The following is a 25,888-nucleotide window of genomic DNA, read 5'->3' on the forward strand; positions in this document are numbered from 1 at the left end:
AATAAAGACCCGAAAACTGGAGGATGCATGCATATGTCCGAACCGACAACGAAAAATTTTCAAAGTTACGATGATTTCTGGCCTTTCTATCTTTCACAGCACAAGAAAGCTTCCACACGTGCCTGGCACTTCCTCGGAACGACTTGCGTGTTCGCCTGCATTCTCGCGAGCTTCCTCTTCAAGTGGTGGCTGTTTCTACTCGCCCGATCATCGCGTATGGGCTCGCTTGGTTCAGCCACTTCTTCATCGAAGGGAACAAACCCGCCACTTTCGGTCATCCCGTGTGGTCCTTGAGGGCAGACTTCAGAATGTACGGGTATATGCTTATCGGTAAGCTGGGCAAGGAACTGAAAAAACACGGAATTGAGAGTGGAGTTATACGGAGTCAGGCTTACGCGGCCGGGGAGCAAGAGCGAGGTGATATCTGATGTGCAGAAACATTAAGACGTTATTTAACTTCGACCCTCCGGCTACGGAGGATGAAATACAGGCGGCCTCGCTTCAATTCGTGAGAAAGCTGTCGGGCTTCAACGAACCTTCAAAAGCGAACGCGGAGGCGTTTCATCTGGCCCGTCAAGGAAGTCGCAGGGGTCGCTCAGAAACTGCTGAGCTCCTTGGTAACCCAAGCCCCGTCCCGGAATCGCGAGGTAGAAGTCGAACGTGCCCGTGCTAAAGCCGTCAAAAGGTTCGGAACCAGGGAGAATTGAAGAAGGCCGGAGCTCCATTCTTGAGAGCTCCGGCCTTTCTTCAATTCAAAACGAGCTGCGCTGCGGCCTTCAATTCCTCAGCGGATGCGCCGGTCGGCCCGAGTGCCGTGAAATTCAGGGTGTGTCCTTGATTGTCCGGAGCTGACCAGAACAGCAGGGTATTATTCTTTACTGTTACAAACATGAATTCTTTTTGATCCTGGGTGAACATATCGACCTCGAGATTCGGATCCGCGGACAGCAAGAAGTTTGGATTCTTGTTGGACCCGTCATCCGTCATCACGGAAATCTCATAGGTTTCATTCTGGTCATTTTGAAAATACACGCTGACCTTCGCCATATTTTGTTCTACCTCAAACACCTTGCCCTCGGTGAATGCAAAACCTTGGGGAGGCTGCAAGTTCAAAGTCGCCAGCGTGGCAGGAAGTGCCCGGATGAATGAATCATAGTCGGAATACGATGTGGAGGGAACCCTTTCGACATTCGGATAATTTTTCAGGTCGTCAATTTTGACGCTGTGAACAACATTTCCCTGTGAGTCATGGAAATCAACGGTTTGACCGAACCACACCGTGCTGGCATAGGCGCCCCCCATGATAGACAGCAGCAAGACAAAGGTGATTACCGCTGCTTTATAACTGCGGGAAGACCATTGGCGCTGTGCCGGTACGGGATAAGGCTTTTGGTCAATACGGCTCATAACTCGGTCGGCAACATCCGCATTCGGAAATTTTTTCGTTGCTTGAATCAGTCTAGAAGCGAACTGGTTGTCGGATTCCATCGATCTCTTCCTCCGTCCATTGTTTTTTAATTTTGTTTTTAGCTCGTTCGAATTTTTTGCGCAACGAGGCGGCATTGCCATCCAAAATTACCGCCAACTCATCAAAGCTTTTATCCTCCAGAACCCTTAAGAGCACGATTTGCTTCTCTAGATCGGACAACTTACACAAATATTCCGTCATTTCGAACACTTCGTTCTCGATACTGAAAGAACCGGCAGGAGCAGGCTGCACCAAGTGCAGGATTTTGAGCCAGCCATTTCGTTTGCGCAGGATGTTCAAGTATTGGTTGTAGGCAATCTTATATAACCAAGCGGAGAAGCTGACCCGGGGTTCATAGTCGGGAAGCTTGCGGAACGCTTGCAAAAAGACCTCCTGAACCAAATCTTCCGCTTCCTGCCGATGTCTGAACAATGAATAAGCGTAGGCGAAGATTCGTTGCTGGTGCATTCGGATCAGATGCTCAAAATCTTTCGTGTCGCCATTCTTCACATTGGCGATCCACTGGGCTTCAACATCGAATTCTTGGCTGATAGCGCTGCCTCCTTTCCGGAATGGGGCCCCATTTGCTAGGTATAACACACGAGCTGCTTAAAATGTGACAGTCAGGGAACGATGCGATGTACATCATCGAATGTTATTGGAAGCATCACAGCCTCTTAGTTTAAAACCGGCTAAATATGATAGAATAATAGTATGAACACGAACAAACAACAACATGCGGTAACGCTGCCGAGAAGCAAGCAGAGAGTGATCAGGACTCCGCATAAGCGGACTGTCTCGCGTCGGTCTGCTCGTAAATCATTCAACATTTACAAGTTTACTATATGGGCTGTTCTGGCCATCGCACTTTTGCTGGTATGGAACCAGCTTCAAGCTATGTCACCGGTTGTGCCGAATATCCCCGCAAAGGATGTTCCTCCGGTTACCGGTTTGCATCCGGTTGTCGCACAGAAGAAAGCGGAGCTGGTTGCCTCAGCCAAGGAAAAAGGAATATCCGTAGTGATTACCGACGGTTTCCGCTCTAAGGAGCAGCAGAATGCGCTGTATCAGCAAGGCCGCAGCGATAGCGGCTTGGTCGTGACACAAGTCCAGGGCGGTTACTCCTACCACAACTATGGCCTGGCCATTGATTTTGCGTTACGCACCAAGAGCGGAGATGTCATCTGGGATCTGGAGTTTGACGGGAATCGCAACGGTCAAGCCGATTGGATGGAAGTTGTAGCTGTTGCGAAGCAGCTCGGGTTTTCTTGGGGCGGAGATTGGGAAGGCAGCTTTAAAGACTACCCTCACCTTCAAATGGATTTCGGCTACTCGATACAAGCGTTAAAGTCCGGCAAAAGGCCGCCCGTTGAGAGCCAACCCTAATCTCTATATTCCACACGAAAGGCCGCCTCTAGCAGGCGGCCTCTTCGTTTATATCTGCAAGTGTAAGAATAATAGGGCAATGATCGCTGCCTGTTACATCGCAATCTATTTGCGCATCGATCAACAACGAATTCAGTCTTGAAGACGCGAGAAAATAATCGATTCGCCATCCGACATTCCGCTGGCGCACGCCGGGCATATAAGACCACCAGGTATAGGCGTCAGTCCGTTCAGGATAGAAGTGTCTGAAGGTATCGGTAAATCCGGAATCTAGCAGGCGGCTCATCTTATCCCGTTCTTCCAAAGTAAAGCCGGAGTTGTTGACATTGGATTTGGGATTCTTCAAGTCGATCTCATGGTGGGCGACATTCAGATCGCCGCAAACAATAACCGGCTTATGTTCGTCCAGCTGCTCTAGGTAGCTCCGAAACCGGTCTTCCCATTCCAGACGGTAATCCAGCCGCGAAAGGTCACGTTTGGCATTCGGCGTGTACACGTTCACGAGATAGAAGTCTTCGAACTCCAGTGTGATGATCCGCCCCTCGGGTTCTTCATCTTCTTCCAAACCGTATCGCACCGAAAGAGGCTTTATTTTTGTAAATACAGCAGTACCGGAATATCCTTTCTTCAATGCGTAATTCCAATACTGATCGTATTGCTCGCTCTGTTCCAAGCTGATTTGTCCTTCCTGCAGCTTCGTCTCCTGAACACAGAATATATCAGCGTCCATTTCTTTGAAGTATTCGTTGAACCCTTTGTTCACACAAGCTCGTAAGCCGTTAACGTTCCAAGATATTAGCTTGATCATGCTTTTCCCCTTATCCCTGCCCTTTACTTGGCGCGCTTATTACGCATTGCAGCTAGCAGCTTAATTTGACCGCCGGAGTCTTCTATGAAATTCAGGTATTCGGCAGAGTCCACCCCATAAATCGCGATTTTTACTTCGGAATTGTAATGGACGCCCCAGCCGTATTTCTTTGGCAGCATCGAAGCGCGCATGCAGGGATGGGGCTTCTGAAACAGCTCGTCCCGAATTTGAGTGCCCCGGGATGATCGTTCATCTTCCGATATACTTTTATGCCGGAGATATACCTCGTAAATGAGATCGTCTCCTGTGTATGCATACGGATTTTCGGAGAGAAGATCATATTCGATAAAAGGCTTTGATTTTCGCTCCTTTTTGTCGCTCGGGATTACAGCGCCGGTTACGGGACAATCCGGGGAAACCGTAATAAATGTATCTACGTAGCTCATAAAATAAATTCACCGCCTCTTTTTCAGGGAGTGTTCATGCTTGCCCTCATTATATTCCAACAATACTGACAAATACAGTCAATAACTATGGTCAACCCACAGATCGGGATAATGAACTCAACATCCTAAGGAGGCAACAAATTGGACGAAAATCCTATGTATACAACGCCCAAAACGAACGGTAAATCCATCGCTGCTATGGTACTGGGTATATTATCGATTGTGGTTCCGTAAGCGGACGGGCGAACAAGGACGCGGCATGGCCATCGCGGGAATGGTCACCAGTATTATCGGCACGGTGCTGTATGCTATTATTCTGATATTCCTTACATTTGTGTTTGCCTTTTATGTAGATTCCAACGAGTTTAACGTATAACGAGAACGTCGCTGCGCTTGCCCGGCCATCAGGTCGGGTTTTTTGCCGACTTGTGATATGATACGGGTGTTGTTATGCACTCTTGCTAAAAAGAAGGTTATTATATGCATCTATTATCCGTTGAACATATAACGAAGAGCTATAGCGATAAAATTCTGTTTGAAGACGTGACGTTCGGCGTCGAGACGAATGACAGAATCGGCATTATCGGTGTGAATGGAACCGGTAAGTCCACCTTGTTGAAGGTAATAGCCGGAATTGAGCCTGCAGATTCGGGCGCGGTCACCAAGGGCAAGTTGGTTACCATTCGGATGCTGGCTCAGGATCCGGTATTTGCACCCGAGGAGACCGTGCTGGAGCATGTTCTGGGCGGCGATATTCCGCAGCTGCAAGCGGTAAGGGAATATGCCGCGATCATGGAGGCGTTGGAGCGCAAACCCGATGATCCCGGACTGGAAGAGGCTCTCTTAACCGCCAATCAGAAAATGAACGAGCTCGACGCATGGCAGCTGGAAAGCGATGCGAAGACGGTACTTTCCAAGCTGGGCATTCGTAATTACGAGGATAAAGTATCGACATTATCGGGAGGTCAGCGGAAGCGGGTGGCTATGGCTGCCGCTTTGCTCCAACCGTCAGATGTGCTCATCTTAGATGAACCTACGAACCATATCGATAACGAGACTGTCGCTTGGCTGGAAGGCATGCTGCAGAAGCGGAAGGGCGCCCTTCTCATGATTACGCATGACCGCTATTTCCTGGACCGGGTCAGCAACCGCGTCATTGAGCTGGATCAAGGGAAAGCCTACTTCTACGAAGCGAATTACAGCCGGTTTCTGGAGCTGAAGCTGGAGCGGGAAGAGCGGGAAGCGGCAGCGGAATCGAAACGGAAAAACTTGCTCAGGGGCGAGCTGGCGTGGATTCGGCGCGGTGCCCAGGCCCGATCTACCAAGCAGAAAGCGCGCATCGACCGGTTTGTTGCGCTTAAGGAGCAGACGCCCAAGGCGTCCTCGGACAAGCTGGAAGTTACCGCAGCATCGACCAGGCTGGGCAAAAAAATCGTTGAGATCGATCATATCTCCAAACGGTTCGGTGAGCGCACGCTCATTCGGGATTTCAGCTATATCGCCGTGCCGGAGGACCGGGTGGGAATCGTCGGCCAGAACGGAAGCGGGAAATCTACTCTGCTCAAGCTGATCGCGGGCAAGCTCCACCCCGACCAAGGCAGCATAGAACTTGGCGCGACGGTGAAGCTTGGATGGTTCAGCCAAGAGCACGAGGAGATGGATGAGTCGCTTCGTGTGATGGAATATATACGGGAAGGGGCGGACCAGGTCAGAACGGCCGATGGTTCTACCTTGTCGGCAGGGCAAATGTTGGAACGGTTTTTATTTTCCCCATCCATGCAGTGGACACCCCTGTCCAAGCTCTCCGGAGGGGAGAAGCGTCGTCTGCAGCTGCTGAGGATGCTGATGAGCGCCCCGAATGTGCTGCTTTTGGACGAGCCGACCAATGACTTGGACATCGCAACGCTTACGGTGCTCGAAGATTACCTGGATGACTTCCCGGGTGTTGTGTTTATCGTATCCCATGACCGATATTTCCTGGACCGGACGGTTGACCGGATCTTGGCGTTTGAAGGCGGCGGGGTGATCACGCATCATACCGGCAATTATACCGACTATCAAGCTTATGCACAGCGGCAGGACACTACCGAACAACCCGCGCTCTCTTCCGCCCAATCTCCTGAGTCGTCAAAGCCGGAAGCCCGGGAAAAGGCGCTGAAGATGTCTTTCAAAGAGCAGAGGGACTATGAGCAGATCGACGGCTGGATCGCCGACGCGGAGCAAGAACTGAAGCAAATCGCAGATAAAATGGAAACAGCCAGCAGCGATTCCGCTCGTCTTCAGCAGCTGGCAGATGAGCAGCAACAGCTGGAGACGAAGCTGGAGCAGCTGCTGGAGCGTTGGACGGAGCTGAATGAGCTCGCCGAGAAAATTGTCGCGCAGAAGAAGAACTGATCGGAACGAGCCTGTGTAACCGCAGGCTCGTTCCTACGTATTAAAGGAATAAAAAAACCTTCCTGCATACGCAAGAAGGTGAATGGTTGAATCAAATGAAGTTTTATGATAAACTGATAATCTAGGCTTTTATAGTAACTTTTTACCCATCAATATCATCTTAGCACAATGCCACCATTTTGTCAATAATCACAGGCGGCATATTACAACGGTTATAGAACGGAGGCGCGGGGTTATGTCGAACGATGAACATACAGAATTCGATAAAGATACGATTCAGCAAAAGTTGAATGCACGCGATCAGAGTGAGTTCAGTCATGATGACGACCTTACACTGCCGCCCGGCACGAAAATCAACGACCCCGTCAGAATGTACCTGAAGGAAATCGGACGGGTGCATCTTCTTTCATCAGAGGACGGAGGTACAGCTCGCCAAAAGGATTGAGCAAGGGGACGAAGAGGCTAAGCGGCGATTGGCCGAAGCGAACCTGCGGCTTGTCGTCAGTATTGCAAGGCGGTACGTCGGCCGCGGGATGCTGTTTCTTGATTTGATTCAAGAGGGCAATATGGGTCTGATCAAGGCGGTTGAGAAGTTTGACTATACGAAAGGCTACAAATTCAGTACGTATGCTACGTGGTGGATTCGCCAGGCCATTACACGCGCAATTGCCGATCAAGCGCGCACGATCCGTATTCCGGTTCATATGGTTGAAACGATCAATAAGCTGATCCGCATCTCAAGGCAGCTTCTGCAAGAATTCGGGCGCGAACCCACTCCAGAGGAAATCGGCGAGAAAATGGAGCTCGATGCCGAAAAAGTTCGCGAGATTATGAAGATTTCGCAGGAACCCGTATCATTAGCGACACCGATCGGCGAAGAGAACGACTCGAATCTGGGCGACTTTATCGAGGATCAAGATGCGCTGGCGCCCGTCGATGCCGCAGCGTACGAGCTGCTGAAAGAACAATTGGAGGATGTACTCGATACGCTGACGGAGCGGGAAGAGAACGTCCTCCGCCTCCGGTTCGGGCTCGATGACGGCCGCACACGGACTCTTGAAGAGGTCGGCCAGGTTTTCGGCGTTACCCGAGAACGGATTCGCCAGATCGAAGCCAAAGCGCTGCGTAAGCTGAGACATCCAAGCCGCAGTAAAATGCTGAAAGATTTCTTAGAATAAGGAACCACTTGTCTGAAGCCCCGTATTAATGAGCAGGCTGGTACAGGAGGAGGAATTAGAAATGAATTGTCCGGTTTGTGAAGGCTCTCGAATGAGAGAAGTAGAGAAGGACGGCATTCTGATCGATATTTGTCCGACGTGCAAAGGTGTCTGGCTCGACCGTGGGGAACTGGATAAGTTGATGGAGGATGTACGGGAAGTACGGCAGGAATACAATGAGTGGTACTATACCGATTCAAAGCAGCCGCAGCCGGCGCCGAGGGTGCAGCAAGCTCCCCAGCAGCAGCCCTATTACGGTGACCAATCCCGCCATCATGATCACTCCCATCACCCGCACAAGAAAAAGAAGAAGAGCGTTATGGATGTATTCGGGGATTTATTCGATTGACCCCCGTAATAAGAGAACCCCACTTCCTGACTACAGGGAGTGGGGTTTTCATTATGACTGTCATTGGGTAACTAGAGAGACAAGGAGTAAAAAACAACAAAGGCCCGCATTAGCGGACCTTCGTTGTTTTACAGAAGTTAATCCGTTGCGGAGGCGACTTCAGGAGCTTGCACGGCTGTTTCCGGCGCTGCTGCATCGCTTTGTACGGCAACATCTGTCTTCAGAGCAGCCTCAGTGTCCTGAGGAGCAGTCTCGCTGTTGGCAGCAAGTACAACTTTCGGTTCGGTTGCAACTTTTAGATAAGTATTCGCGTCCATTACACGACGGGCGGTTACAAAACGCTTCGAATAATAAGAATCACCCAAGCCGGAGATGGTAACTCCCTTGCGGCTGGATGAGTGGGCGAAATTGCCGTCGCCTACATAGATCCCTACATGCGAAATTCCGCGCCCGCTCGTATTGAAGAACACAAGATCGCCTGGCCGCAGTTCATCCCGGGCCACTTTCATACCACGAGTTGCTTGATCTCTCGAAGTACGAGGCAAATTAACGCCGAGCTGCTTAAATACATACCCGGTAAATCCGGAGCAGTCGAAGCCGCTCTTTGTGGTTCCGCCGTAATCGTAACCGATTCCGATCAATTTCCCCACTGTTGTGTCCAATTTGGAGTCCGCGAAGGCACTGCCAGCTTGGAATGTAAGCAATAATGCAAGAGAAATCAAAGCAACCGACCATTTACGCAAAGCCGTGACTCCTTCCAATGCCTACGAGGTTAGCTGGAGGGTTCGGTTGAAGGTTCCCTATGGCTCCTGTGAAGCGAAGCCAATTCACCCGACTAAATGGTTCCCCCGTTTCCCGTTGCTCGGGAACTCGGCAGTTTTATAATACACAGCCTTACATATTCGCAAATTGTGACGAATTTCCTGCTGTATTAATATTAGAATTCGTTAATCTAACTCTCATAAACGGTTAATAAATCCCTCCTTTTTCTCATATTTTCCCGCCGATAATAACGTCAAACCCCGGTTGCAGCCCGTCTAAGAGCCGCAACCGGGGATGTCCCGGAAAATGTCGAATTGGGACGAGGCAACATTACAACTTTTGTTCGCGCCAAACCTGATATTGTGATGCGGCGGTCCATAAGGTAAGAAGTGAACGGATGAAATGAAATGCTTGATGCAGCGCGATGGCGAGGAAGCCTGACCATAGCAGCGATACGGTTGATGCCGCTGCCGATACGGCGATTCCAATGCCCAGCAAGATTAAGGTTACGGACAGAAGGGGGAGAGCCCGCCGCAGCGCAAGCATAAGGCCCTTCCAGATCCCTTCCCGGGATACAGCCCCGAATTGCATGAACTGGAACAACAAATGCAGAAGGAATCCCACACCGCCCAGCCCGCGGCGTACGGCAGCAGTCCCAGCAGCCAATCCCGAAGGGAAGCTTCTGAGAAGAACCGGTCTTTCGCCAAGGGAACCAGCCATCCGGCGGGAAGCAGAACAAGCAGGTTCTCCAGCCAATACAGCATCGTTACCGGTTTCCATGTCTGGCGGATTCCGGACAAAACTTTGGTTCCTTCTCCATCCGAGGCGTGGTGAAAAGAGTAATACACGCCTGCGTTCAATACGGGATTCAAGATCATCCTTACCAGAAGCAGTCCGCCGAGCATCCAGAGCACTTCATTCAGAAGGCCGGTTTTGATTAGACGGAACTGAGCTTCTATGAGGAATACATGAACCGCATCGGAGTTGGGATGTTCATCCGGAAAGCGTGACAGTATGGGAGTTACGACATTGTCGATGAACCGGTAGAGGAAAAATCCCCATAATAGGCGATACAGAAAAAGGAGAACCAATACATATCTATGCCGCAGAGTCATGTCCCATCCCTTTTTTAATAATCCGTTCATATTTACTCTCCTCACCACGCCAATGTTCCGAACAAACCTTCGATGATCTGAGTCAATCCGGTCGACCATCGGGTACGGACTTTCGCAGGCACTTCGGCTTTAAGGAAGTTGTTATACCGGTGATTGTCGAGCACGACATGATAACCCGGGTCAATGGCTGCGTATGCCAAAGGAGACGAAGAGTTCAGTTTTACCTGCACGTGATTCTGGACACCGTCCCATATCTTTCGCACGGTTTGCCCGTCCTCGAACCGGAGCCAGATCCCCACCTTGTGCGCGCTGCCTCCATATCGGCGGAGGAGCACGCGGCTTTCATAGCCGTTGTCGCTTTTTTCGCTGCTGATGTGCTCCACGGAATAATCCGTCATTTCCCCTCGCTGTACATGCGCTTGGAAGAAATCGTTCCATTTGGTGTTTGTGACTGTCTCCACGATTTTCTGAAAATCCGAAGAGGAGGGATGCTTGAACCGGTATTTCTGGTAATAAGTGCGCAAAATCTTGTTCATCACTTTCTCGCCTACCTGCCGCTCAAGTGAGTTAAGCACCAGCTTGCCTCGCAAATACACATTGTCGGCGTACGAGTCTGCAGAGGCATATCTCCATGAGAATTGCTCGAGCGGTTCCGGGTTGGTCATGTAGCTGGCTTCCATCGTGATATTAGGCACCAAACCGTAAATGTTAGACATGAGCTTGTCTTCGGTATAGGAGGTGAATCCTTCATCGAGCCAGGCTTCCTCGAATTCGTTCGTAGCGATAATGCCGTACCAATATTGATGGGCAATCTCATGCACCAGCGTGCGTTCAAGCTCATAGCCGGGATTATCGTCCCGGGCCGCAGCGCCGGTTACGAGCGTCGGATACTCCATGCCGCCCGCTCCGTTCCCCTCGGCCGGAGGGATCACGACAGACAGCGTGGAATAAGGATATTCTCCGTACCACTCTCCGAGCTTGGCCAGAGCGGATTTGGCCGCATGCATGTACCGATCCTTCAGTCTTTGTGACGTGTATCCAAATACAGCTTGATGCGTACCCCCGGCACTCCGACAGCGGAGAAGGAACTCTCGAAATATTCGAAATGCGGAGAGGCAGACCATCCGAAATCGTGCACATCGTCGGCATAGAACTGGAAGATTTTGCGTCCTTCAGAGACCGCAGGCGTCTTCGTCTGAAAGCCGGTCGCAGCAACCTTATACGTCTCAGGAACATCAATCCTGACGTTATAAATGCCGAAGTCCGAGTAAAACTCCGAGTTGCCGTGATATTGGTGCAAGTTCCATCCTTCTGAGGTTTTGCCTCTCATACCGACGGTTTCATAGACGGCAAGCTTAGGAAACCATTGGCCCGCCATGATGAAGTCGCCGGCTTTACCCATTCGAGCGAATACATCGGGAAGCTGTACGGTAAAATGCATGCGAAGAGTAACGGACGAGCCGGGCTTGACCGCCTGCGGAAGACGGAGTGTCGTAAGCGTCCGGTCATTCACGTTACCGTCATCCGGCTGCACATACCGCATACGCGGCAGAAGGGTTTCACCCTGTTCAGTCGTTAACGAGGTGATTTGCATACTGCCGGTGCTTCCATTTTTCATTTTGTCACCGCGGAGTTGTCCGCCCGTCTCTTTGAGGAAAGTGCTGCCCGGAGAGAAAGCGTTCGGATACAAATGGAAATACAGATCGGTGACGGATTTGCGGCCCGGATTTTTCCAGGTCACGGTTTGCTGCCCGGTTAACGTTCCGTTGTCGCCAAGCACGACGGAAATGTGATACTCCGTTACCCGGTTGCTGAGCACGACGGGTTTCGGCTGCATCGGAGCATCCTGTGCGGGATCGACCTTGGTTTGACGGCAGAAGGCGGAGCGGCAGCCGGTTGTTCGGACAATGCGGAAGCGGGCAGGGCATATTGATTCACCCAGGCATCGGCAAAGCCGAAATGAACGGAGAATACAAGCACAGCAGCGGCAGCGATATACAAAAGCATTCGCAGCAAGCGGCGTTGGGGCATACGGATTACCCTCCCGTTGACAAGCATCTACGGCATGTATATGTTGGTTGTCCGAAGATTATATCTGTGCAGCGGGAGGAAGTAGATTAACGAAATTGGAAAATGTTTTATGTTTCCATTCCGGGGTTATTTATTTCTGAGGTTTGTCCATTCAGAGCGCAAAATTTGCAACTTAGCATGCCGATTCTGCTTTATTTGAACAGCTTCGACATTGTTCTCCCCGGTGTTTGTGCAAACGTTGTCATTCTCTTGTCAATACGCTGTTAATCGAGTAGGTACGCGTGTTTGGGCATAATTGACAGGGGGTTGCGGATACCGTTATTATAAAAACCAACAATTAGCAAACGCTTTCATATACCTTTTGATGAGCTATTCATCGGCGTAAACTAAGGGCTTATGAGTGTTTGCCTTTATTATCGCATTTGTGCAAACGTTTGCGCAGATGAGGGGGTGAGATGAACAGACGGATTCCTGAGTATGCCGACGCGGCGTTTAGGCGGAAATGATTCAGGTGCGCTGTGTCACCATGTTAGTGCAAGGATTTCAGCCATAAATTTCAAGGAGGTTCATTACGATGAGGTTTGGTTGCAGAAGCAAGAGAGCGTTATCCGTCTTCATGATTCTTGCTCTTGTTATGTCATGCGTAGCAATGACAGGGCTTAGTGCCGCCGCTGTACCTACAAAAGTTGTGCTGGTCGGGGACTTGCAAACCGAGCTGGGCAATGGCACGGATTGGGACCCGTCCTCTACGGCTACCGAGATGGTCAACATGGGCGACGGATTGTATAAATTCACCGGCAGCTTGCCTGCAGGCAGTTTCGAATACAAAGTCGCTCTTAACGGCAACTGGGATGTGAGCTACGGCTTCGCCAGCTATACCAACCCTGCCGGCGTCGAGAGCAGCGGAAATATCAAAATCATATTGGACGCCGCTTCAACAGTAACTTTCTATTATAACGACAATACCAAAAAAATCGCGGATTCTACCTACTACAACCCGATATCGGCGGATAAGCTTCCACGTGTCGTCGGAGATTTGCAAACGGAGATCGGCGACGCGCTCGACTGGTCCCCTGCTGACGCCAAAGCACTTATGTATGATCCTGATTTTGATAATGTGTATTCGGTCACCGCAAATGTCCCTATGGGAAAATATGAATATAAAATTATTCTGGGGACGGAATGGTCCACGGACCGCAGTTATCCTGCAGCCAATAACGCGTTAAGCCTGCCGGCCAAGGTTCCTGTGACATTCTATTACAACGCCGGCAACAATGACGTCACCGCACAATTTTCCGTACCTCCGGATTCATCGAGTCCTGTTCCCGCAGGACATCTTCGTATTCACTACAATAGAACGGACGGCAATTATACCCATTTAGGCTTATGGATGTGGAACGATGTTGCGGTGCCTTCCACTCCTTGGCCGACCGGCGCCACGGCATTCCCGGACGGGCAGAAAGACAGCTATGGCGTGTATGCTGACATTCCGCTGAAGGATAACGCCAAGAACATAGGATTTCTCATCGTAAACCGGACCAACGGTGAGAAAGACGGTGGAGATAAATCCTTTACATTGAGTTCACCGGCCGTGAATGAAGTGTGGATCCGACAAGGGTCGGACGTCGTCTATCCGTATGAACCTGTAGACTTGCCGGCCAACACAGTAAGGATTCATTACGAGCGGACAGATAACAATTACAGCGGCTTGGGCTTATGGGTATGGGATGATGCTGCCTCGCCTTCGATTGTTTGGCCTTCGGATGCCGTCCCTTTCAGCGCGGAGCAAGTGGATCGCTACGGGGCTTATTTGGATATTCCGCTGAAAGCCGCGGCCCAAAAAATAGGCTTCCTGGTCGTGAATCGGACCACCGGTGAGAAAGATGGCGGCGATAAAGCTTTTAATCTGCTGGATCGTTACAATCGACTATGGATCAAGCAAGGGGATAACACCGTCTATGTCTCTCCGTATGGAGAGGTGCCGACAGGGATTGTTTCTGCAGAAGTGTTGTCCGCAAGCAAAATTCTGCTTAACTTTACAATGACAGCCGGCCTCGACCCGATAGCGTTGAAAGATGCGATCAAGATCACGGACAAGAACGGGGCTGCGGTCAGCATCGATAGTGTGTTAATCACGGGTCCGACAACGGCAGAGGTCATAGCCGCCGTTAATTTGGACAATGTCCCGTTAAGTGTTACGTATGCCGGCAGAACCGTATCGGCGGCCACAGGCTGGCGAATGCTGGACGAATTGTATCAATACCAGGGTAATGACCTCGGAGCCGTATACAATGCAGGCAGCGTCACCTTTAAACTTTGGGCGCCAACCTCAAGCAATGTGGTCGCCAATATCTACGATAAGGCAGACTCTACCCTTTTAGTTAAGAGCATCGATTTGGTTAAAGGAGACTCGGGTGTGTGGTCGGCATCTCTGTCCTCCGCGGAAGCCGGTGTTACAGACCTTGAAGGCTATTACTATCAATACGAAGTGACGAATAACGGTGCGGTCAAAAAGGTGCTCGATCCCTATGCCAAATCCATGGCGGCATTTACCGTTAACACGGCGGGGCAGCCGGGAGCAGCCGGAGACACGGTAGGCAAGGCGGCAATCGTCGATCTGAGCGGCACCGATCCGGCCGGCTTCGGATTTGCCGATATCGAAGGGTATCACAAAAGAGAAGATGCGATTATTTGGGAAGCCCACATACGCGATTTCACATCGGATCCCTCGATCGAGGGCGAGTTGGATGCGAGATGGGGCTCTTACGATGCCTTTAAAGAAAAGCTCGACTATATCAAATCTCTCGGCGTGACTCATGTGCAGCTGCTGCCCGTAATGGCTTGGTATTACGGCGACGAGACACAGATGGGAACCAGAGAGAGTGACTACTCCGCGCAAGGCAATGAATACAATTGGGGGTACGACCCTCACAGCTATTTTTCACCTGACGGCGCATACTCTCTTAATCCTGCAGATGCTGAACTGAGGATCAAAGAGCTGAAGGGCCTGATCGATGCCGTTCATGAAGCCGGGATGGGCGTTGTTCTCGATGTTGTCTATACCCATATGGCGAAAGCGGATTTGTTGAATGATATCGTGCCTAACTATTATGCGTTCCAGGATGCGAACGGCAATTTCCTCGGGGATTTCGGGAACAACCTGGCGACAAGCCACAAGATGGCGGAAAAGCTCATGATCGACTCGGTAAAATATTGGTTCGACGAGTACAAAATTGACGGCATGCGTTGGGACATGATGGGAGACGCAACGAACGACTCCGTGCAGAAGGCCTACGATGCCGCGGCAGCTATCAATCCGAACGCGTTATTCATCGGTGAGGGTTGGAGGACCTTTAAAGGCGGAATCGCAGATCCTTCTCTCGCGGGCAAAGGCGCCGACCAAGACTGGATGGATAATACGGACAATGTGGGTGTGTTCTCCGATGAGATCAGGAATGAATTGAAGTCCGGCTTCGGCTCTGAAGGCGAACCGAGATTTATTACGGGCGGCGCCCGGAGTATCCAGACGATCTTGGATAACGTCAAAGCGCAGCCGGGCAATACACCTGATGACGATCCGGGGGACATGGTGCAGTACATCGAAGCGCACGATAATTTGACGCTGTACGATGTTATCGCTCAGACCATCAAGAAAGATCCTTCCGTGCCGGAGAACGACCTTGAGATCCACAAGCGGGTCCGTCTGGGCAACACCCTGATCTTGACGTCCCAAGGGACGGCGTTCCTGCATGCCGGTCAAGAATACGGCCGTACCAAACAGTGGTTGGCGGACGGGGTACCGGAGCAGAAATACACGCAATTCAAAGACGCGGCCGGCAATCCGTTCGGTTATTTCATTCATGATTCTTACGATTCCTCGGATGCGGTCAACAAGTTTGACTGGGAGAAAGCAACCGATGCCGTCCGGTTTCCGGTCAACCATGTAACGAAAGAATACACGGTGGGCCTGATGAAGTTGAGAAAGTCGACGGACGCATTCAGACTCGGCGACAAAGAACTGGTAAACTCGAATGTTACGCTGCTATCCGCGCCGGAAATCGGGGCTAACGATCTGGTCATCGGTTATAAAAACAGAGCCACAGATGGAACCGGCAATTATTATGTATTTATTAATGCGGACAATGCAGCAAGAAAGCTGAGTCTCGCTGAGGATTTAACCGCTGGCACGGTGTTGGCGGATAACGACGAAGCAGGGATTGCGGAAGTTTCGGCTAAATCAGGATTCGAGCTTACGCCGGCTTCGATTACTCTCGAGCCTTTGACGGCTGTCGTTATTAAAACGGAGGCTGCCGCGCCGGAACTCACCGCGATTGAACTGGACAGCAGCGCCTACACGCTGCAGCCGGGCGGCACTCACCAAACGCAGGTATTCGCCAAATACAGCGACGGCAGCAGGAGAACGGTAACCGGTCAGGCTGTCTATACCACCGACCGGCCTGAAGTGGCCGCTGTAACAGCAGGCGGTTTGGTCCGAGCCGCGGGCGCCGGAACAGCGACTCTTACCGTCACCTTTGAGGGGAAAACAGCGAGCATTACGGTAACGGTGATCACCGAAAAGCGCTTCATCCAATTCAATTACATCCGTCCGGATAAGGATTATACCGATTGGAACCTTTGGGTATGGAACACGGGAGTCAGGAACGACCAGATTGATTTCCAATCGTTCGAGAATGGCATAGCCAGCGTGATGATCGAGATTGCGCCGGATGCGACGAATATGGGATTTGTTCTGCGGAAAGGGACCAATTGGGACACGGCTAAGCAGGATATCCCGGACGATCGGATGATTCCGCTGACACATGGAGAAATGTTCACCAAGGTTAACGTGACCAGCATGGTCAGAGAGCTAGAGATATTGCCGAGCATCGAGGGACCTGTGCTTGACGACGGGAACATTACATTCCTGTACCGCGACGATGCGCTGTTCCGAAGCGGACAAATGAGCGCGATCAGCAGTGCCAAGGTGAAAGTGGCCGGTGTGGAGCATGAAATGATCTATGACTCCGCCAAAGAGTGGTATACCTATACGCTCGAGAATGCGGAGAATGGAACTTATGAATACAGCTTTATTGTGTCGAGAGACGGCGTAACCGAGGAGATACTCGATCCGAAAAACACGGTCGACGGTAAATCGGTTGTGGTCTTCCATAAACCGGCCGTAACCATCGAGACGAGCGTTAATCCGGCAGCCATATCGAGTAATGAAAGTGCGGTACTTAGTGTAAGCGCATCTACACCTGAGAATGTCACTTACAAGGAAGGTTATATGGACCTGACTGAGTTAGGCGGCCCCGCCAAAGTCAATTTCGACACCGAACTGATGGCCCAGTCGATCTCGGTCAAGGATACGATTGGAGCCGGAATGAAGAATGTCCCGGTGACACTGGTTGACCAGTTCGGCAACAGACATACACACACCGCGTCTGTAACCGTTAAAGCGAGAACGAATGCGGACAGCCGCGATTTTGACTGGGATGAAGCGCGCATTTACTTCCTGCTGACCGACCGTTTTTCGGATGGTGACAAGAAAAATAACGAAGGAGTGGATAAAAGCCACCTGGAAGCCTATCATGGCGGTGACTTCCAAGGGCTGATCGACAGGCTGGAGTATCTTGAGAAATTGGGCATCAATACGCTTTGGATCACTCCAATCGTCGATAACATCGATTTCAACAAGGGTGTGGATTTCGGCGGGAAGCAATACGGATATCACGGCTACTGGGCGAAAGACTTTTCAAAGCTTGATGAGCACTTGGGAGACATGAAGACTTTCCAAAAGCTGATTGAGAAAGCCCATGACAAAGGCATCAAAATCATGGTGGATGTCGTGCTGAATCATACCGGGTACGGATTGAAGCCGGATGACAACCGGCCAGGCATAACCCAGGCTGATAAAGACCGGTTCTCCGGCATGCTGAGAACGGATGGGGTGAGCGCCGACACGAATCCGATCAAAGGGGAACTGGCAGAGTTACCTGATTTCAAAACGGAGGAAGCTGCCGTACGCGAGAAAATTATCGCTTGGCAAACAGGCTGGCTGGAGCGAGCCAGAACGAAACGCGGCGACACGATCGACTATTTCCGTGTGGATACCGTCAAGCATGTGGACAGCACAACATGGAAGGCGTTCAAGAATGCGTTGACCGCGATCAATCCAGCGTTCAAAATGGTCGGCGAATTCTTCGGAGCGACCGCGGACAATAACGGCGGCACATTGCGCAGCGGTCAAATGGACGGTCTTCTGGACTTCGGCTTCAAAGACAAAGCCAGAGATTTCGCTAACGGCAGCATAGATGCGGTTGACGCTTATCTCTCAGATCGTGAAGCGAAGCTCGATAACACAAGCACGATGGCGCATTTCCTGAGCAGCCATGACGAGAACGGGTTCCTGTCTCACTACGTGAATGGGGATAAGGGTAAGCTTAAGGTCGCGGCAAGCCTGCAAATTACAGCCAAAGGCCAGCCGGTCATCTATTACGGTGAGGAGTTAGGGCGGTCGGGCAGAAATGCAGGTAACATGGGGGCAGGAGAATTCAGCGAAAACCGCGGGGATATGCCGTGGGATCAGCTGCGGGCGGAGAGAGCCCTTCATGATCATTACGAGAAGCTGCTGAACATCCGTGCCAAGTTTTCCAAGGTATTCTCCAAAGGCGTTCGAACAAAGCTTGGCGGTTCGGATGCAGAAGGCTTCATGGCTTTTAACAAGCATTACGGTAACCAAGACGTGGTGACTGTTATTAACGTTAAGCCGGACAGCAAATCAGTGACGATTGCAGTACCTTTCACACCGGGTGCGCGCGTCAAAGATCAATACAGCGGTAAGGTGTACATTGTAAAGCAGAATGAACAGATCACGGTGGCTGTTCCCGGTATGAACGAAGGCGGTACGGTAATTCTCAGCCAACTTGGCAAAGGAAAATAAACAAAGGCACTCCCGGCATCCGGGAGTGCCTTTACTTCAGCTATTGGATGAGAGGACAATCGTCTCCGCTTACAAGCAACGTCAAGCGATGCAGCGCCCGCGTGCAGCCTACATACAGCAGCTTAGCGTCTTGCGGATTGAGCGAGTAACGCTGTTTATTGACATTTGCAAGCAGCACCGCGTCAAATTCCAGTCCTTTGGACAAATAGACCGGCACGACGGTAACACCGCCGCGGTACTGCCGCTGTCCCGCCGAAATAAGGTTCGCCTCGATCCCTGATTGCAGCAGCTGCTCGTGAAGCTGTATGCACTCCGGCTCGGTGCGGCCTATTATTGCGATTGTCCGCATTCCCCGCTGCCGGTTGCCGTGAATGAATGCCGCAATCCGGGAGTTCTGCTCGTCCTTAGCTGTGAACGAAGTAATCTCGACCGGTTCTCCACTCCGAAATACAGGTTGTGCGGCCGGCAGTCCCGTATCGGTAAAGGGCAGGATGCGGTTGGCGAATTCGATGATCTCAAGTGTAGAACGATAGCTTTGCTGAAGAACGTGATAGGAGCTTTGCTCTGCCGTGAATACAGCCGACAGTTCCTGCCATCGCTCAATTCCCCGATAGGCGTGAATCCCTTGAGCCAAGTCTCCGAGAATCGTAAAAGAAGGCTCATTCATGAACTCCCGAAGCAAAGCGATTTGGAAGGGTGAGACGTCCTGCGCTTCATCTACTACAACGTGGTCGAAGGACTGGTTTTGGGCTCCGTTAAATCTGTAATGGATCCAGACCAGAGGGCCCAGGTCTTCCGCCATCACGATCCCCTTCTTGAGATAGCTTTGCGAAGCATCCGCAACGGGCTTCGGAATGGCATGTTCACGATCTGCGGCAAATATAGATTTGTAGAAAGACAGAGCTTCCGTGCTGGGCAGCTTGTTCATAAAGGAGCGAAGGCGCTGCTTGCCTGTCTTGCTTTTCTCTTTGCGAATCTTCGGATCACCTATTCCTGTCAGCTGCATCTCCAGCCACCGGTTGATTCTTGCCGCGAGCCGTTCTCTGCGGAGAGCCAGCGGGTAATGCCGGTACTCCACTTCAAACCACTCCCTGATCATTCTGCCGGGCAATACACGGCCGTCCCACGCTTCGAACGGCTCATCCCGCAAGAACGTTTTCTCATATATCCGAAGCTGTTCGTCCAGCCATTGTTTAAATGCAAGAGACCCTTTGAATCTACCGGGCGTATTTTCTTCGATTTCAGGCCGTTGCCCCTCGAGCGAAAACCACAGCTTTCCTTCCGCTGAACTGTCCTGCAGCTTGATATGTTCGCCAAGCAGCTCCAGCGCCCAATCAGCGAACGTCGTCTGACGCACATTGCCGACTCCAAGCTCGGGCAGCACGCCTGAAATATAATCCAGAAACATCGTATTGGGCGCGAAAATAATCATTCGTTCCGCACGAACCTGCTCACGGTATTGGTAGAGAAGGAAGGCGAGCCGATGCAGCGCAACGGTCGTTTTACCGGATCCTGCAGCCCCTTGAATGATAAGAGCTTTGCTGCGCGGGGCGCGTATGATGCGATCCTGCTCGGCTTGAATGGTCGACACGATGTCGCGCAGCCGGTTGTCTTTCTTTTCCCCCAGCCGATACAGCAGAAACTCATCGCTCACACCGAAGTTGTCGCCGCCGCGCTCGTAGCTGTCTACAACACGTTCCAGCGTTTTGTCCCGGATCGATAGATTTCGCTTACGGAATATATCGCCCTGAATGGTACCATCCGGCGCTTCATAAGAGACGGGATCTTCACCGCCGGTAAAAGTATAGAAGAGACTGGCCACCGCGCCCGCCAATCAATAATATATGGCTGTCCCGTATCTTTGCGGTCAAGGCCGCGTTTACCGATATACATAGGAACCGGCTCCGGCTTGCCTTCCTCCTGGAAATCAAGCCGCCCGAAATACGGTTCTGCGCCCAGCAGAGCAAGCCTCTGCCGCGTTTCCTCGCGTTTCGCCTCCAGCAGCTGTTCCACGTAATCTTGGCCATAATAGACAGGTCCGATTTCGGAGCGCTGCCGCTCAATTTCGCTCAGGGTATGTCCCAGCCGTATTTTCTCTTCTTCAAAAGGATCGGGCTGTGTATCCAACGTCGTCGCCTCCTCGGGAAAATGATGACTTCCCCTATTGTGAAGCATTTTCCAACAAAACAATAGACTTATGTTTTCGGTTTTGATATGATGTTGAGTATAGGGTTACCCAAAAAATACAGAACATACGTTCCTGTCATTATGCACGATAGAAGAAGCGGGCAAGATCTCTATGTAGGGGATCGAATCCGGTTTTTTCATTTATATCCCCTTAGTTGGAGGCTAAACACCATATGGAAAACCAAGATAAGCCGGTCGAAAAAAAGAAGCTGTCCCTTAACGTCGTAAGTAATAAAGAGCATAAAGGTTTCGGCGCCGGAACAATCGATTTGAGCCAGGTTTCCTGCGTGATCATCGACCGGGGAGAAGCTTACATCGATGTTGGAGCCATGCACGCCAAGAGTAAGATTGAGAAGGGTATCAAATTTTCTCCGAACAAAGAAGATGTGCCGAACGGCGTCCTGCCTGGATCGTGTGGGTTGCTGTCGACCGCAACGAGGAAGGCAGCTATTATGCCGGCGCAGCTTCATGCGAGATGCTGATCGATGAGGAAGCCAGAAGGGGCTGGAAGATCCTCGCCGAACATGTGAACCGGCTGGATGCCTCGTTGAAGCGAAAATACATGCTGGATAATATCGGAGCCGAAGAGAAAGCCGCACTGCGGAAACTGCTGACCGAGAACAACGCGGAGTGGTGGGATCGCTCCCCTCAGGCGCTTAAAGATTTATTGGCTTAAATATGAATAGGGTTGTTTCCTTGTCCTTCGGACACCGGGAACAACCCTTTTTATTTGCTACACGCCCCACCAATTGCGCAGCTGGTGCCACCAGGAGCGGTCTTTGGAATCGGACTGATGCTCCTCCTCCTCCGGGACACCTCCATGCACATTGCATATGTCGACGGGCTCGGTTCCGGCAAGGAACGTTTCGAGAACGGGATTCGGACAGCCTGGTGCGGCCAGCAGGTCGGTTGTCGGATCGATGTAAACATTAACGACGCCGTCCGCCATAGGAAATTCATGCGGAGGAATTCCTTCAAGCGCCGCTTCCGTAAACTCCGCGAATATCGGTGCCGCCCGATGTGCTTCACTTGAGTTTATCGCTCTCCCGCGGTCATACCCGACCCAAACCGCGGTCGCGAGTTCCGGTGTGTAACCGACAAACCAACCGTCCGAGGCGTGGTGCCCGTCTTGCCTGCAACCGGACGCTTGAGCAGAGAAGAGACTCGATGAGCGGTGCCGCCCCGGTCGAATACACTTTCCAACAGATGGGTGGTTACATACGCCAACGCGGGAGTAACTACGGGTTCCTCGCGTGGGTGCGCCTCGTAGAGGACTTTGCCTTGGCGGTCTTCAATACGCATAATCGCGATCGGCTCTATTTTTCGTCCTTCATTGGCAAACACGGCGAAAGCGGATGCCATCTCCATAGGGCTCACCGGAAAAGTTCCAAGCGCAAGCGAGGGGACAGCCTTGAGCGATGACTTGACGCCGAGCTTTCGGGCCATGGAGATCACTTCTTCCGGGCCTACCTGCATGATCGTATTGACGGCATAGATGTTGTCCGATGAGGCGATCGCTTGGCGCAAGCCGATATTCTCATGAAAGTACCGGTCGTTGTAGTTGCTTGGACGATAGAACTGGCGGTTGTTATCAAAATAAAACAGCGTCGGTTCGCTGAGGTACTTTGTTGCGGGGGTCACCGTGCGCTGCTCCAAAGCGGCGGCATACAGGATCGGCTTAAAGGACGAACCTGGCTGACGGGTATTCGCAAACACGCGATTGAACTGGTTCTGCCGATAGCTTCGCCCCCCGACCATCGCTTTGATATGACCGGTGCGGGGGTCGAGGGACACCAGTGCCGTCTGCAGCTCGCCGCTGGCGCCGACGAGCCCTTTCTTGACGGCAGCTTCGGCCTGCTTCTGCATGTTCATGTCGAGCGTGGTGTAGATGCTCAGGCCGCCTTCGTTGATCAGCCGATCTTCAATGCCTAACCGTTCAACCGCAATTTTTGTAATATAATCCGTGAAATAAGGTGCCGGGCGGTCCGGTTCTTCAGGCAGCGGTTGAATGTTCAGCTGCTTAACCGCCGCTTTCGCCGCCTGCTGCTTCGAGATTTGGCCTGTTTCGAATAATGCATGAACGACCTGGCGCTGGCGGTCTCGCGCCCCTTGAGTGCTCAAGTGCGGCGAGTAATACCGGGGTCCTTTGGGAATGCCTGCCAGCAAGGCGCTCTCGGCAATGGACAGCTGCTTGGCCGGTTTATTGAAGTAAAGTCGGGAGGCGGCCTCCGCGCCATAGGCACCGTGCCCATAATAAATTTCGTTCAAATAGAGCTCCAATATTTCGTCCTTCGTGTAGGTTTGTTCCAACCTCGCTGCGTACCATGCTTCTTTCAGCTTACGTGACCATGTCCGTTCATGAGACAAATAGAGATTCCGGGCAAGCTGCTGCGTGAGCGTGCTTGCTCCTTGCTGCCTGGACAGATGCCGCACGTCCACCCAAGCCGCCCGGATGAGACCGCGCCAATCCACGCCGGCATGCTCGTAGAATCGGCGGTCTTCCACTGCAAGTGTCGCTTTGATGAGCCATGGGGAAATGTCGGACAGCTTCACGAAACGGCGGTTCACCCCGCCCTGCAAGGACGCAATCGTATTGCCGTCGGCATCGATTATTCGGGTGGCCTGCATGGCGGAATCGGCGGGCAGATCTCTGAATTTCAGCAGCACGAAGCCTGCTCCGGCAGCGAGTAGAAGGACGGCCAGCGTTAACCAGCCTAGCTGGCGCCGCACTTCAGTCCATAGCAGGCGCAATCGTTTGTCTTTGTTATTTTTCGAATGATACATGAGGATGCCCCTTTCCTGCTCTTAAAGCGATACGCCTGATGTGGAAGAGAATGGTTACTCCTCTTAGTATGGAAAAGGTATCCGGCCGCTATTCCACGCAGATTTTATATAATGCTTCATGTTTGGTACAATATAGCGGTGGAATCAATCACGATGGAAAGTAGGGATCTCATGTCTTCCATGGAACTGTGGTATACGGAGAAACAGACCGAGAACTTCGGTATTACAATGAAAATCAACAAAACACTCGTCCACGAGAAAACGGACTTTCAAGAGCTTGCCATGATCGAAACGGAAGAGTACGGCACGATGCTGGTTCTGGACGGAATGGTGATGACCACCGTTAGAGACGAATTTGTCTATCATGAAATGGTTGCTCATCCGGCGCTTTTCACGCACCCGAATCCGGAGCAGGTGCTCGTCGTTGGCGGCGGGGACGGCGGAGTCGTTCGGGAGGTGCTGAAGCATCCGCAGGTGAAAAAAGTGGTGCTCGTCGATATCGACGGCAAAGTGATCGAATATTCCAAGCAATACTTGCCTTCAATCGCCGGCAAGCTTGACGATCCACGCGTACAGGTACTCGTTAATGACGGGTATATGCATATCCATGAACATAAAAATACATACGACGTGATCATGGTCGATTCGACGGAACCGGTCGGTCCTGCAGTAAACCTGTTCACGCGCGGTTTTTATCAAGGGATCTACGATGCTTTGAAAGAAGACGGGATTTTCGTGGCGCAAACGGACAACCCGTGGTTTAAAGCGGAACTCATCCAAAGCGTCAACCGCGATGTCAAGGAAGTGTTCCCGATCGTTCGAGTCTACTGCGCGAACATTCCGACGTACCCAAGCGGACTATGGACGTTCACAATGGGCAGCAAAAAGTATGATCCGCTCGCGGTGAACGAGAATGACATTCCGGAGCTCGATACCAAATACTACACACCGCGTTTGCATAAAGCGGCATTCGTTCTTCCGAAATTTGTGGAGGACTTGACGAAGTAAGTACGACCGAACGTGCGGTGCTATGCGCTCGCAGTTCGGTCGTAACGACAGCACTTTTACAGCGGCAAAGGAGATTTTTTCATGCGTTTAGATCAAGCCTATTCCGGCAACGTATTCATTTGCAGTTCTGACGACTATGAGGCCTCGAAAGCCGTTATTTACGGCATGCCGATGGATTACACCGTGTCCTTCCGGCCCGGTTCCCGCTTCGGCCCGGGCAGAATCCGCGAAGCATCCGTCGGGCTCGAGGAATACAGCCCGTACTTGGATAAGAACATTCTGGATCTGGCCTACTTCGATGCGGGAGATTTGCTGCTGCCTTTCGGCAACGCAGCGAAAAGTCTGGACATTATCGGCGACTATGTAGGAGGAATCCTGGCCGACGGCAAAATGCCTGTCGGACTGGGCGGAGAGCATCTTGTGTCTTGGCCGGTGATCCAGCAGGTATACAAGAAGTATCCGGATCTGGCCGTCATTCATATCGACGCTCATGCGGACTTGCGTGAACACTATGAGGGGGAGCCTCTGTCCCACTCCACACCGATCCGCAAGGCGGCGGAGCTGATGGGCGGCAGCAATATTTATCAGTTCGGTATTCGCTCGGGTTCCAAGGAAGAATGGACGTACGCCAAGGACAAGGGTATCCATTTCCATCCGTTCGACGTCGCTGAGCCATTGAAGAAGGAGCTTCCTTCACTCGCAGGGCGTCCGGTCTACGTTACGATAGACATAGACGTGCTCGACCCTTCCGCCGCACCGGGAACAGGCACCACCGAAGCGGGTGGAATCACTTCTAAAGAGCTGCTCGAAGCGGTGCACGCAATCGCCCGTTCCGGCGTGAATGTCGTGGGCTGTGATCTGGTTGAAGTCGCGCCGATCTACGACCCGACCGAAATGACTCCGATCGTCGCTTCCAAAATCATCCGTGAAATGCTGCTTGGATTTGTAAAATAAATTGTAGCAGCCCCTGTTGCAGCCTTCGAGGCGAGC

At 51.6% G+C, this 25,888-nt stretch carries 18 protein-coding genes, 5 pseudogenes and 1 riboswitch; of the genes and pseudogenes, 12 read left to right on the forward strand and 11 right to left on the reverse strand.

Annotated elements, in window-relative coordinates:
- Positions 1–33 precede the first annotated feature (33 nt).
- Positions 34–428, forward strand: a pseudogene (locus tag SD71_RS19035) (Mpo1-like protein).
- Positions 428–707 (forward strand): annotated as a pseudogene (locus SD71_RS23280) (DUF2277 domain-containing protein). The pseudogenes SD71_RS19035 and SD71_RS23280 overlap by 1 nt, the downstream one beginning before the upstream one ends.
- A 40-nt stretch (positions 708–747) precedes the next feature.
- Here the strand turns inward: SD71_RS23280 and SD71_RS19045 are convergent.
- Together SD71_RS19045 and SD71_RS19050 are read right to left on the reverse strand one after the other, a co-directional pair.
- On the reverse strand, positions 748–1,488 hold the full coding sequence (locus SD71_RS19045; protein ID WP_041066769.1) for a hypothetical protein: 741 nt from the start codon (positions 1,486–1,488) through the stop codon (positions 748–750).
- Complete coding sequence (locus tag SD71_RS19050) at positions 1,460–2,068, reverse strand: RNA polymerase sigma factor (protein WP_052476423.1); 609 nt, start codon at positions 2,066–2,068, stop codon at positions 1,460–1,462. Before SD71_RS19050 ends, SD71_RS19045 begins: the two co-directional genes overlap by 29 nt.
- 114 nt (positions 2,069–2,182) lie before the next feature.
- Between SD71_RS19050 and SD71_RS19055 the strand changes: the two genes are divergently transcribed.
- Complete coding sequence (locus SD71_RS19055; RefSeq protein WP_082034360.1) at positions 2,183–2,854, forward strand: M15 family metallopeptidase; 672 nt, start codon at positions 2,183–2,185, stop codon at positions 2,852–2,854.
- 28 nt (positions 2,855–2,882) lie between these two features.
- Here the strand turns inward: SD71_RS19055 and SD71_RS19060 are convergent, their stop codons facing one another.
- Positions 2,883–3,659 carry an exodeoxyribonuclease III gene (locus tag SD71_RS19060; protein ID WP_041066864.1) on the reverse strand — a complete coding sequence of 259 codons (777 nt, stop codon included), beginning with the start codon at positions 3,657–3,659 and terminating at the stop codon, positions 2,883–2,885.
- Positions 3,660–3,685: 26 nt separating this feature from the next.
- The gene (locus tag SD71_RS19065) at positions 3,686–4,108 is read right to left on the reverse strand and encodes a DUF6157 family protein (RefSeq protein ID WP_041066771.1); all 423 of its coding nucleotides are present in this window, start codon (positions 4,106–4,108) and stop codon (positions 3,686–3,688) included.
- A 220-nt stretch (positions 4,109–4,328) separates the two neighbouring features.
- Here SD71_RS19065 and SD71_RS23285 point away from each other — a divergent pair, with 220 nt between their 5' ends.
- The 4 genes and pseudogenes from SD71_RS23285 (at position 4,329) to SD71_RS19085 (ending at position 8,068) form a co-directional block, all read left to right on the forward strand.
- Positions 4,329–4,484 carry a DUF4190 domain-containing protein gene (locus tag SD71_RS23285; RefSeq protein ID WP_407637560.1) on the forward strand — a complete coding sequence of 52 codons (156 nt, stop codon included), beginning with the start codon at positions 4,329–4,331 and terminating at the stop codon, positions 4,482–4,484.
- A gap of 104 nt (positions 4,485–4,588) precedes the next feature.
- Positions 4,589–6,502, forward strand: coding sequence for an ABC-F family ATP-binding cassette domain-containing protein (locus SD71_RS19075; protein ID WP_041066774.1), 1,914 nt, complete (start codon positions 4,589–4,591; stop codon positions 6,500–6,502).
- A 316-nt stretch (positions 6,503–6,818) separates the two neighbouring features.
- Positions 6,819–7,680: pseudogene (gene rpoD / locus SD71_RS19080) on the forward strand (RNA polymerase sigma factor RpoD); the annotation flags it as partial.
- Between the two features lie 61 nt (positions 7,681–7,741).
- Complete coding sequence (locus SD71_RS19085; protein WP_041066776.1) at positions 7,742–8,068, forward strand: TFIIB-type zinc ribbon-containing protein; 327 nt, start codon at positions 7,742–7,744, stop codon at positions 8,066–8,068.
- A gap of 137 nt (positions 8,069–8,205) precedes the next feature.
- Here the strand turns inward: SD71_RS19085 and SD71_RS19090 are convergent, their stop codons facing one another.
- The 4 genes from SD71_RS19090 to SD71_RS25195 form a co-directional block, all read right to left on the reverse strand.
- A complete protein-coding gene (locus tag SD71_RS19090) occupies positions 8,206–8,811 on the reverse strand; it encodes a C40 family peptidase (protein ID WP_082034361.1) in 606 nt (201 codons plus the stop codon).
- Between the two features lie 3 nt (positions 8,812–8,814).
- Positions 8,815–8,954: riboswitch (cyclic di-AMP (ydaO/yuaA leader) on the reverse strand.
- Positions 8,955–9,336: 382 nt separating this feature from the next.
- The gene (locus tag SD71_RS19095; RefSeq protein WP_052476424.1) at positions 9,337–9,975 is read right to left on the reverse strand and encodes a hypothetical protein; all 639 of its coding nucleotides are present in this window, start codon (positions 9,973–9,975) and stop codon (positions 9,337–9,339) included.
- An 11-nt stretch (positions 9,976–9,986) separates the two neighbouring features.
- Positions 9,987–10,952, reverse strand: a complete 966-nt coding sequence (locus SD71_RS25190) for a M1 family aminopeptidase (protein ID WP_235427244.1) — start codon at positions 10,950–10,952, stop codon at positions 9,987–9,989.
- A gap of 11 nt (positions 10,953–10,963) precedes the next feature.
- Entirely contained in the window at positions 10,964–11,782 is an 819-nt protein-coding gene (locus tag SD71_RS25195) for a gluzincin family metallopeptidase (RefSeq protein WP_235427245.1), read from the reverse strand.
- 11 nt (positions 11,783–11,793) lie between these two features.
- Here SD71_RS25195 and SD71_RS24265 point away from each other — a divergent pair, with 11 nt between their 5' ends.
- Both SD71_RS24265 and SD71_RS23290 read left to right on the forward strand, forming a co-directional pair.
- Entirely contained in the window at positions 11,794–12,066 is a 273-nt protein-coding gene (locus SD71_RS24265) for a hypothetical protein (RefSeq protein ID WP_165418326.1), read from the forward strand.
- A gap of 484 nt (positions 12,067–12,550) precedes the next feature.
- Positions 12,551–18,919, forward strand: a complete 6,369-nt coding sequence (locus SD71_RS23290; RefSeq protein WP_082034362.1) for a pullulanase — start codon at positions 12,551–12,553, stop codon at positions 18,917–18,919.
- A gap of 40 nt (positions 18,920–18,959) precedes the next feature.
- Here the strand turns inward: SD71_RS23290 and SD71_RS19115 are convergent.
- A pseudogene (locus tag SD71_RS19115) lies at positions 18,960–21,094 on the reverse strand (HelD family protein).
- Between the two features lie 185 nt (positions 21,095–21,279).
- On the opposite strand from SD71_RS19115, the pseudogene SD71_RS19120 reads away from it, so the two are divergent.
- Positions 21,280–21,782, forward strand: a pseudogene (locus SD71_RS19120) (YwhD family protein).
- A 57-nt stretch (positions 21,783–21,839) separates the two neighbouring features.
- Here the strand turns inward: SD71_RS19120 and SD71_RS25200 are convergent.
- Both SD71_RS25200 and SD71_RS19125 read right to left on the reverse strand, forming a co-directional pair.
- Positions 21,840–22,055: a hypothetical protein gene (locus SD71_RS25200; RefSeq protein ID WP_235427246.1), complete on the reverse strand. Its 216-nt coding sequence runs from the start codon at positions 22,053–22,055 to the stop codon at positions 21,840–21,842.
- A gap of 86 nt (positions 22,056–22,141) precedes the next feature.
- Positions 22,142–23,890 (reverse strand): transglycosylase domain-containing protein, encoded by a 1,749-nt coding sequence (locus tag SD71_RS19125; protein ID WP_235427247.1) that lies wholly within the window; start codon positions 23,888–23,890, stop codon positions 22,142–22,144.
- Between the two features lie 180 nt (positions 23,891–24,070).
- Between SD71_RS19125 and speE the strand changes: the two genes are divergently transcribed.
- A complete protein-coding gene (speE, locus tag SD71_RS19130; protein WP_041066872.1) occupies positions 24,071–24,898 on the forward strand; it encodes a polyamine aminopropyltransferase in 828 nt (275 codons plus the stop codon).
- 81 nt (positions 24,899–24,979) lie between these two features.
- Positions 24,980–25,852 (forward strand): agmatinase, encoded by an 873-nt coding sequence (gene speB, locus SD71_RS19135; RefSeq protein WP_041066781.1) that lies wholly within the window; start codon positions 24,980–24,982, stop codon positions 25,850–25,852.
- Positions 25,853–25,888: the final 36 nt, after the last annotated feature.

Source organism: Cohnella kolymensis (assembly GCF_000829465.1).
Classification (GTDB): domain Bacteria; phylum Bacillota; class Bacilli; order Paenibacillales; family Paenibacillaceae; genus Cohnella; species Cohnella kolymensis.

What these genes read in the sequence shown, in the direction of transcription:
- SD71_RS19045 (WP_041066769.1), bottom strand. Translation starts at nt 1,488, where the DNA reads ATGGAATCCGACAACCAGTTCGCTTCTAGACTGATTCAAGCAACGAAA.
- SD71_RS19055 (WP_082034360.1), top strand. Translation starts at nt 2,183, where the DNA reads ATGAACACGAACAAACAACAACATGCGGTAACGCTGCCGAGAAGCAAG.
- SD71_RS19065 (WP_041066771.1), bottom strand. Translation starts at nt 4,108, where the DNA reads ATGAGCTACGTAGATACATTTATTACGGTTTCCCCGGATTGTCCCGTA.
- SD71_RS19075 (WP_041066774.1), top strand. Translation starts at nt 4,589, where the DNA reads ATGCATCTATTATCCGTTGAACATATAACGAAGAGCTATAGCGATAAA.
- SD71_RS19085 (WP_041066776.1), top strand. Translation starts at nt 7,742, where the DNA reads ATGAATTGTCCGGTTTGTGAAGGCTCTCGAATGAGAGAAGTAGAGAAG.
- SD71_RS19095 (WP_052476424.1), bottom strand. Translation starts at nt 9,975, where the DNA reads ATGAACGGATTATTAAAAAAGGGATGGGACATGACTCTGCGGCATAGA.
- SD71_RS25190 (WP_235427244.1), bottom strand. Translation starts at nt 10,952, where the DNA reads ATGCATGCGGCCAAATCCGCTCTGGCCAAGCTCGGAGAGTGGTACGGA.
- SD71_RS25195 (WP_235427245.1), bottom strand. Translation starts at nt 11,782, where the DNA reads ATGCAGCCGAAACCCGTCGTGCTCAGCAACCGGGTAACGGAGTATCAC.
- SD71_RS23290 (WP_082034362.1), top strand. Translation starts at nt 12,551, where the DNA reads ATGAGGTTTGGTTGCAGAAGCAAGAGAGCGTTATCCGTCTTCATGATT.
- SD71_RS25200 (WP_235427246.1), bottom strand. Translation starts at nt 22,055, where the DNA reads ATGGCGGACGGCGTCGTTAATGTTTACATCGATCCGACAACCGACCTG.
- SD71_RS19125 (WP_235427247.1), bottom strand. Translation starts at nt 23,890, where the DNA reads ATGTATCATTCGAAAAATAACAAAGACAAACGATTGCGCCTGCTATGG.
- speE (WP_041066872.1), top strand. Translation starts at nt 24,071, where the DNA reads ATGGAACTGTGGTATACGGAGAAACAGACCGAGAACTTCGGTATTACA.
- speB (WP_041066781.1), top strand. Translation starts at nt 24,980, where the DNA reads ATGCGTTTAGATCAAGCCTATTCCGGCAACGTATTCATTTGCAGTTCT.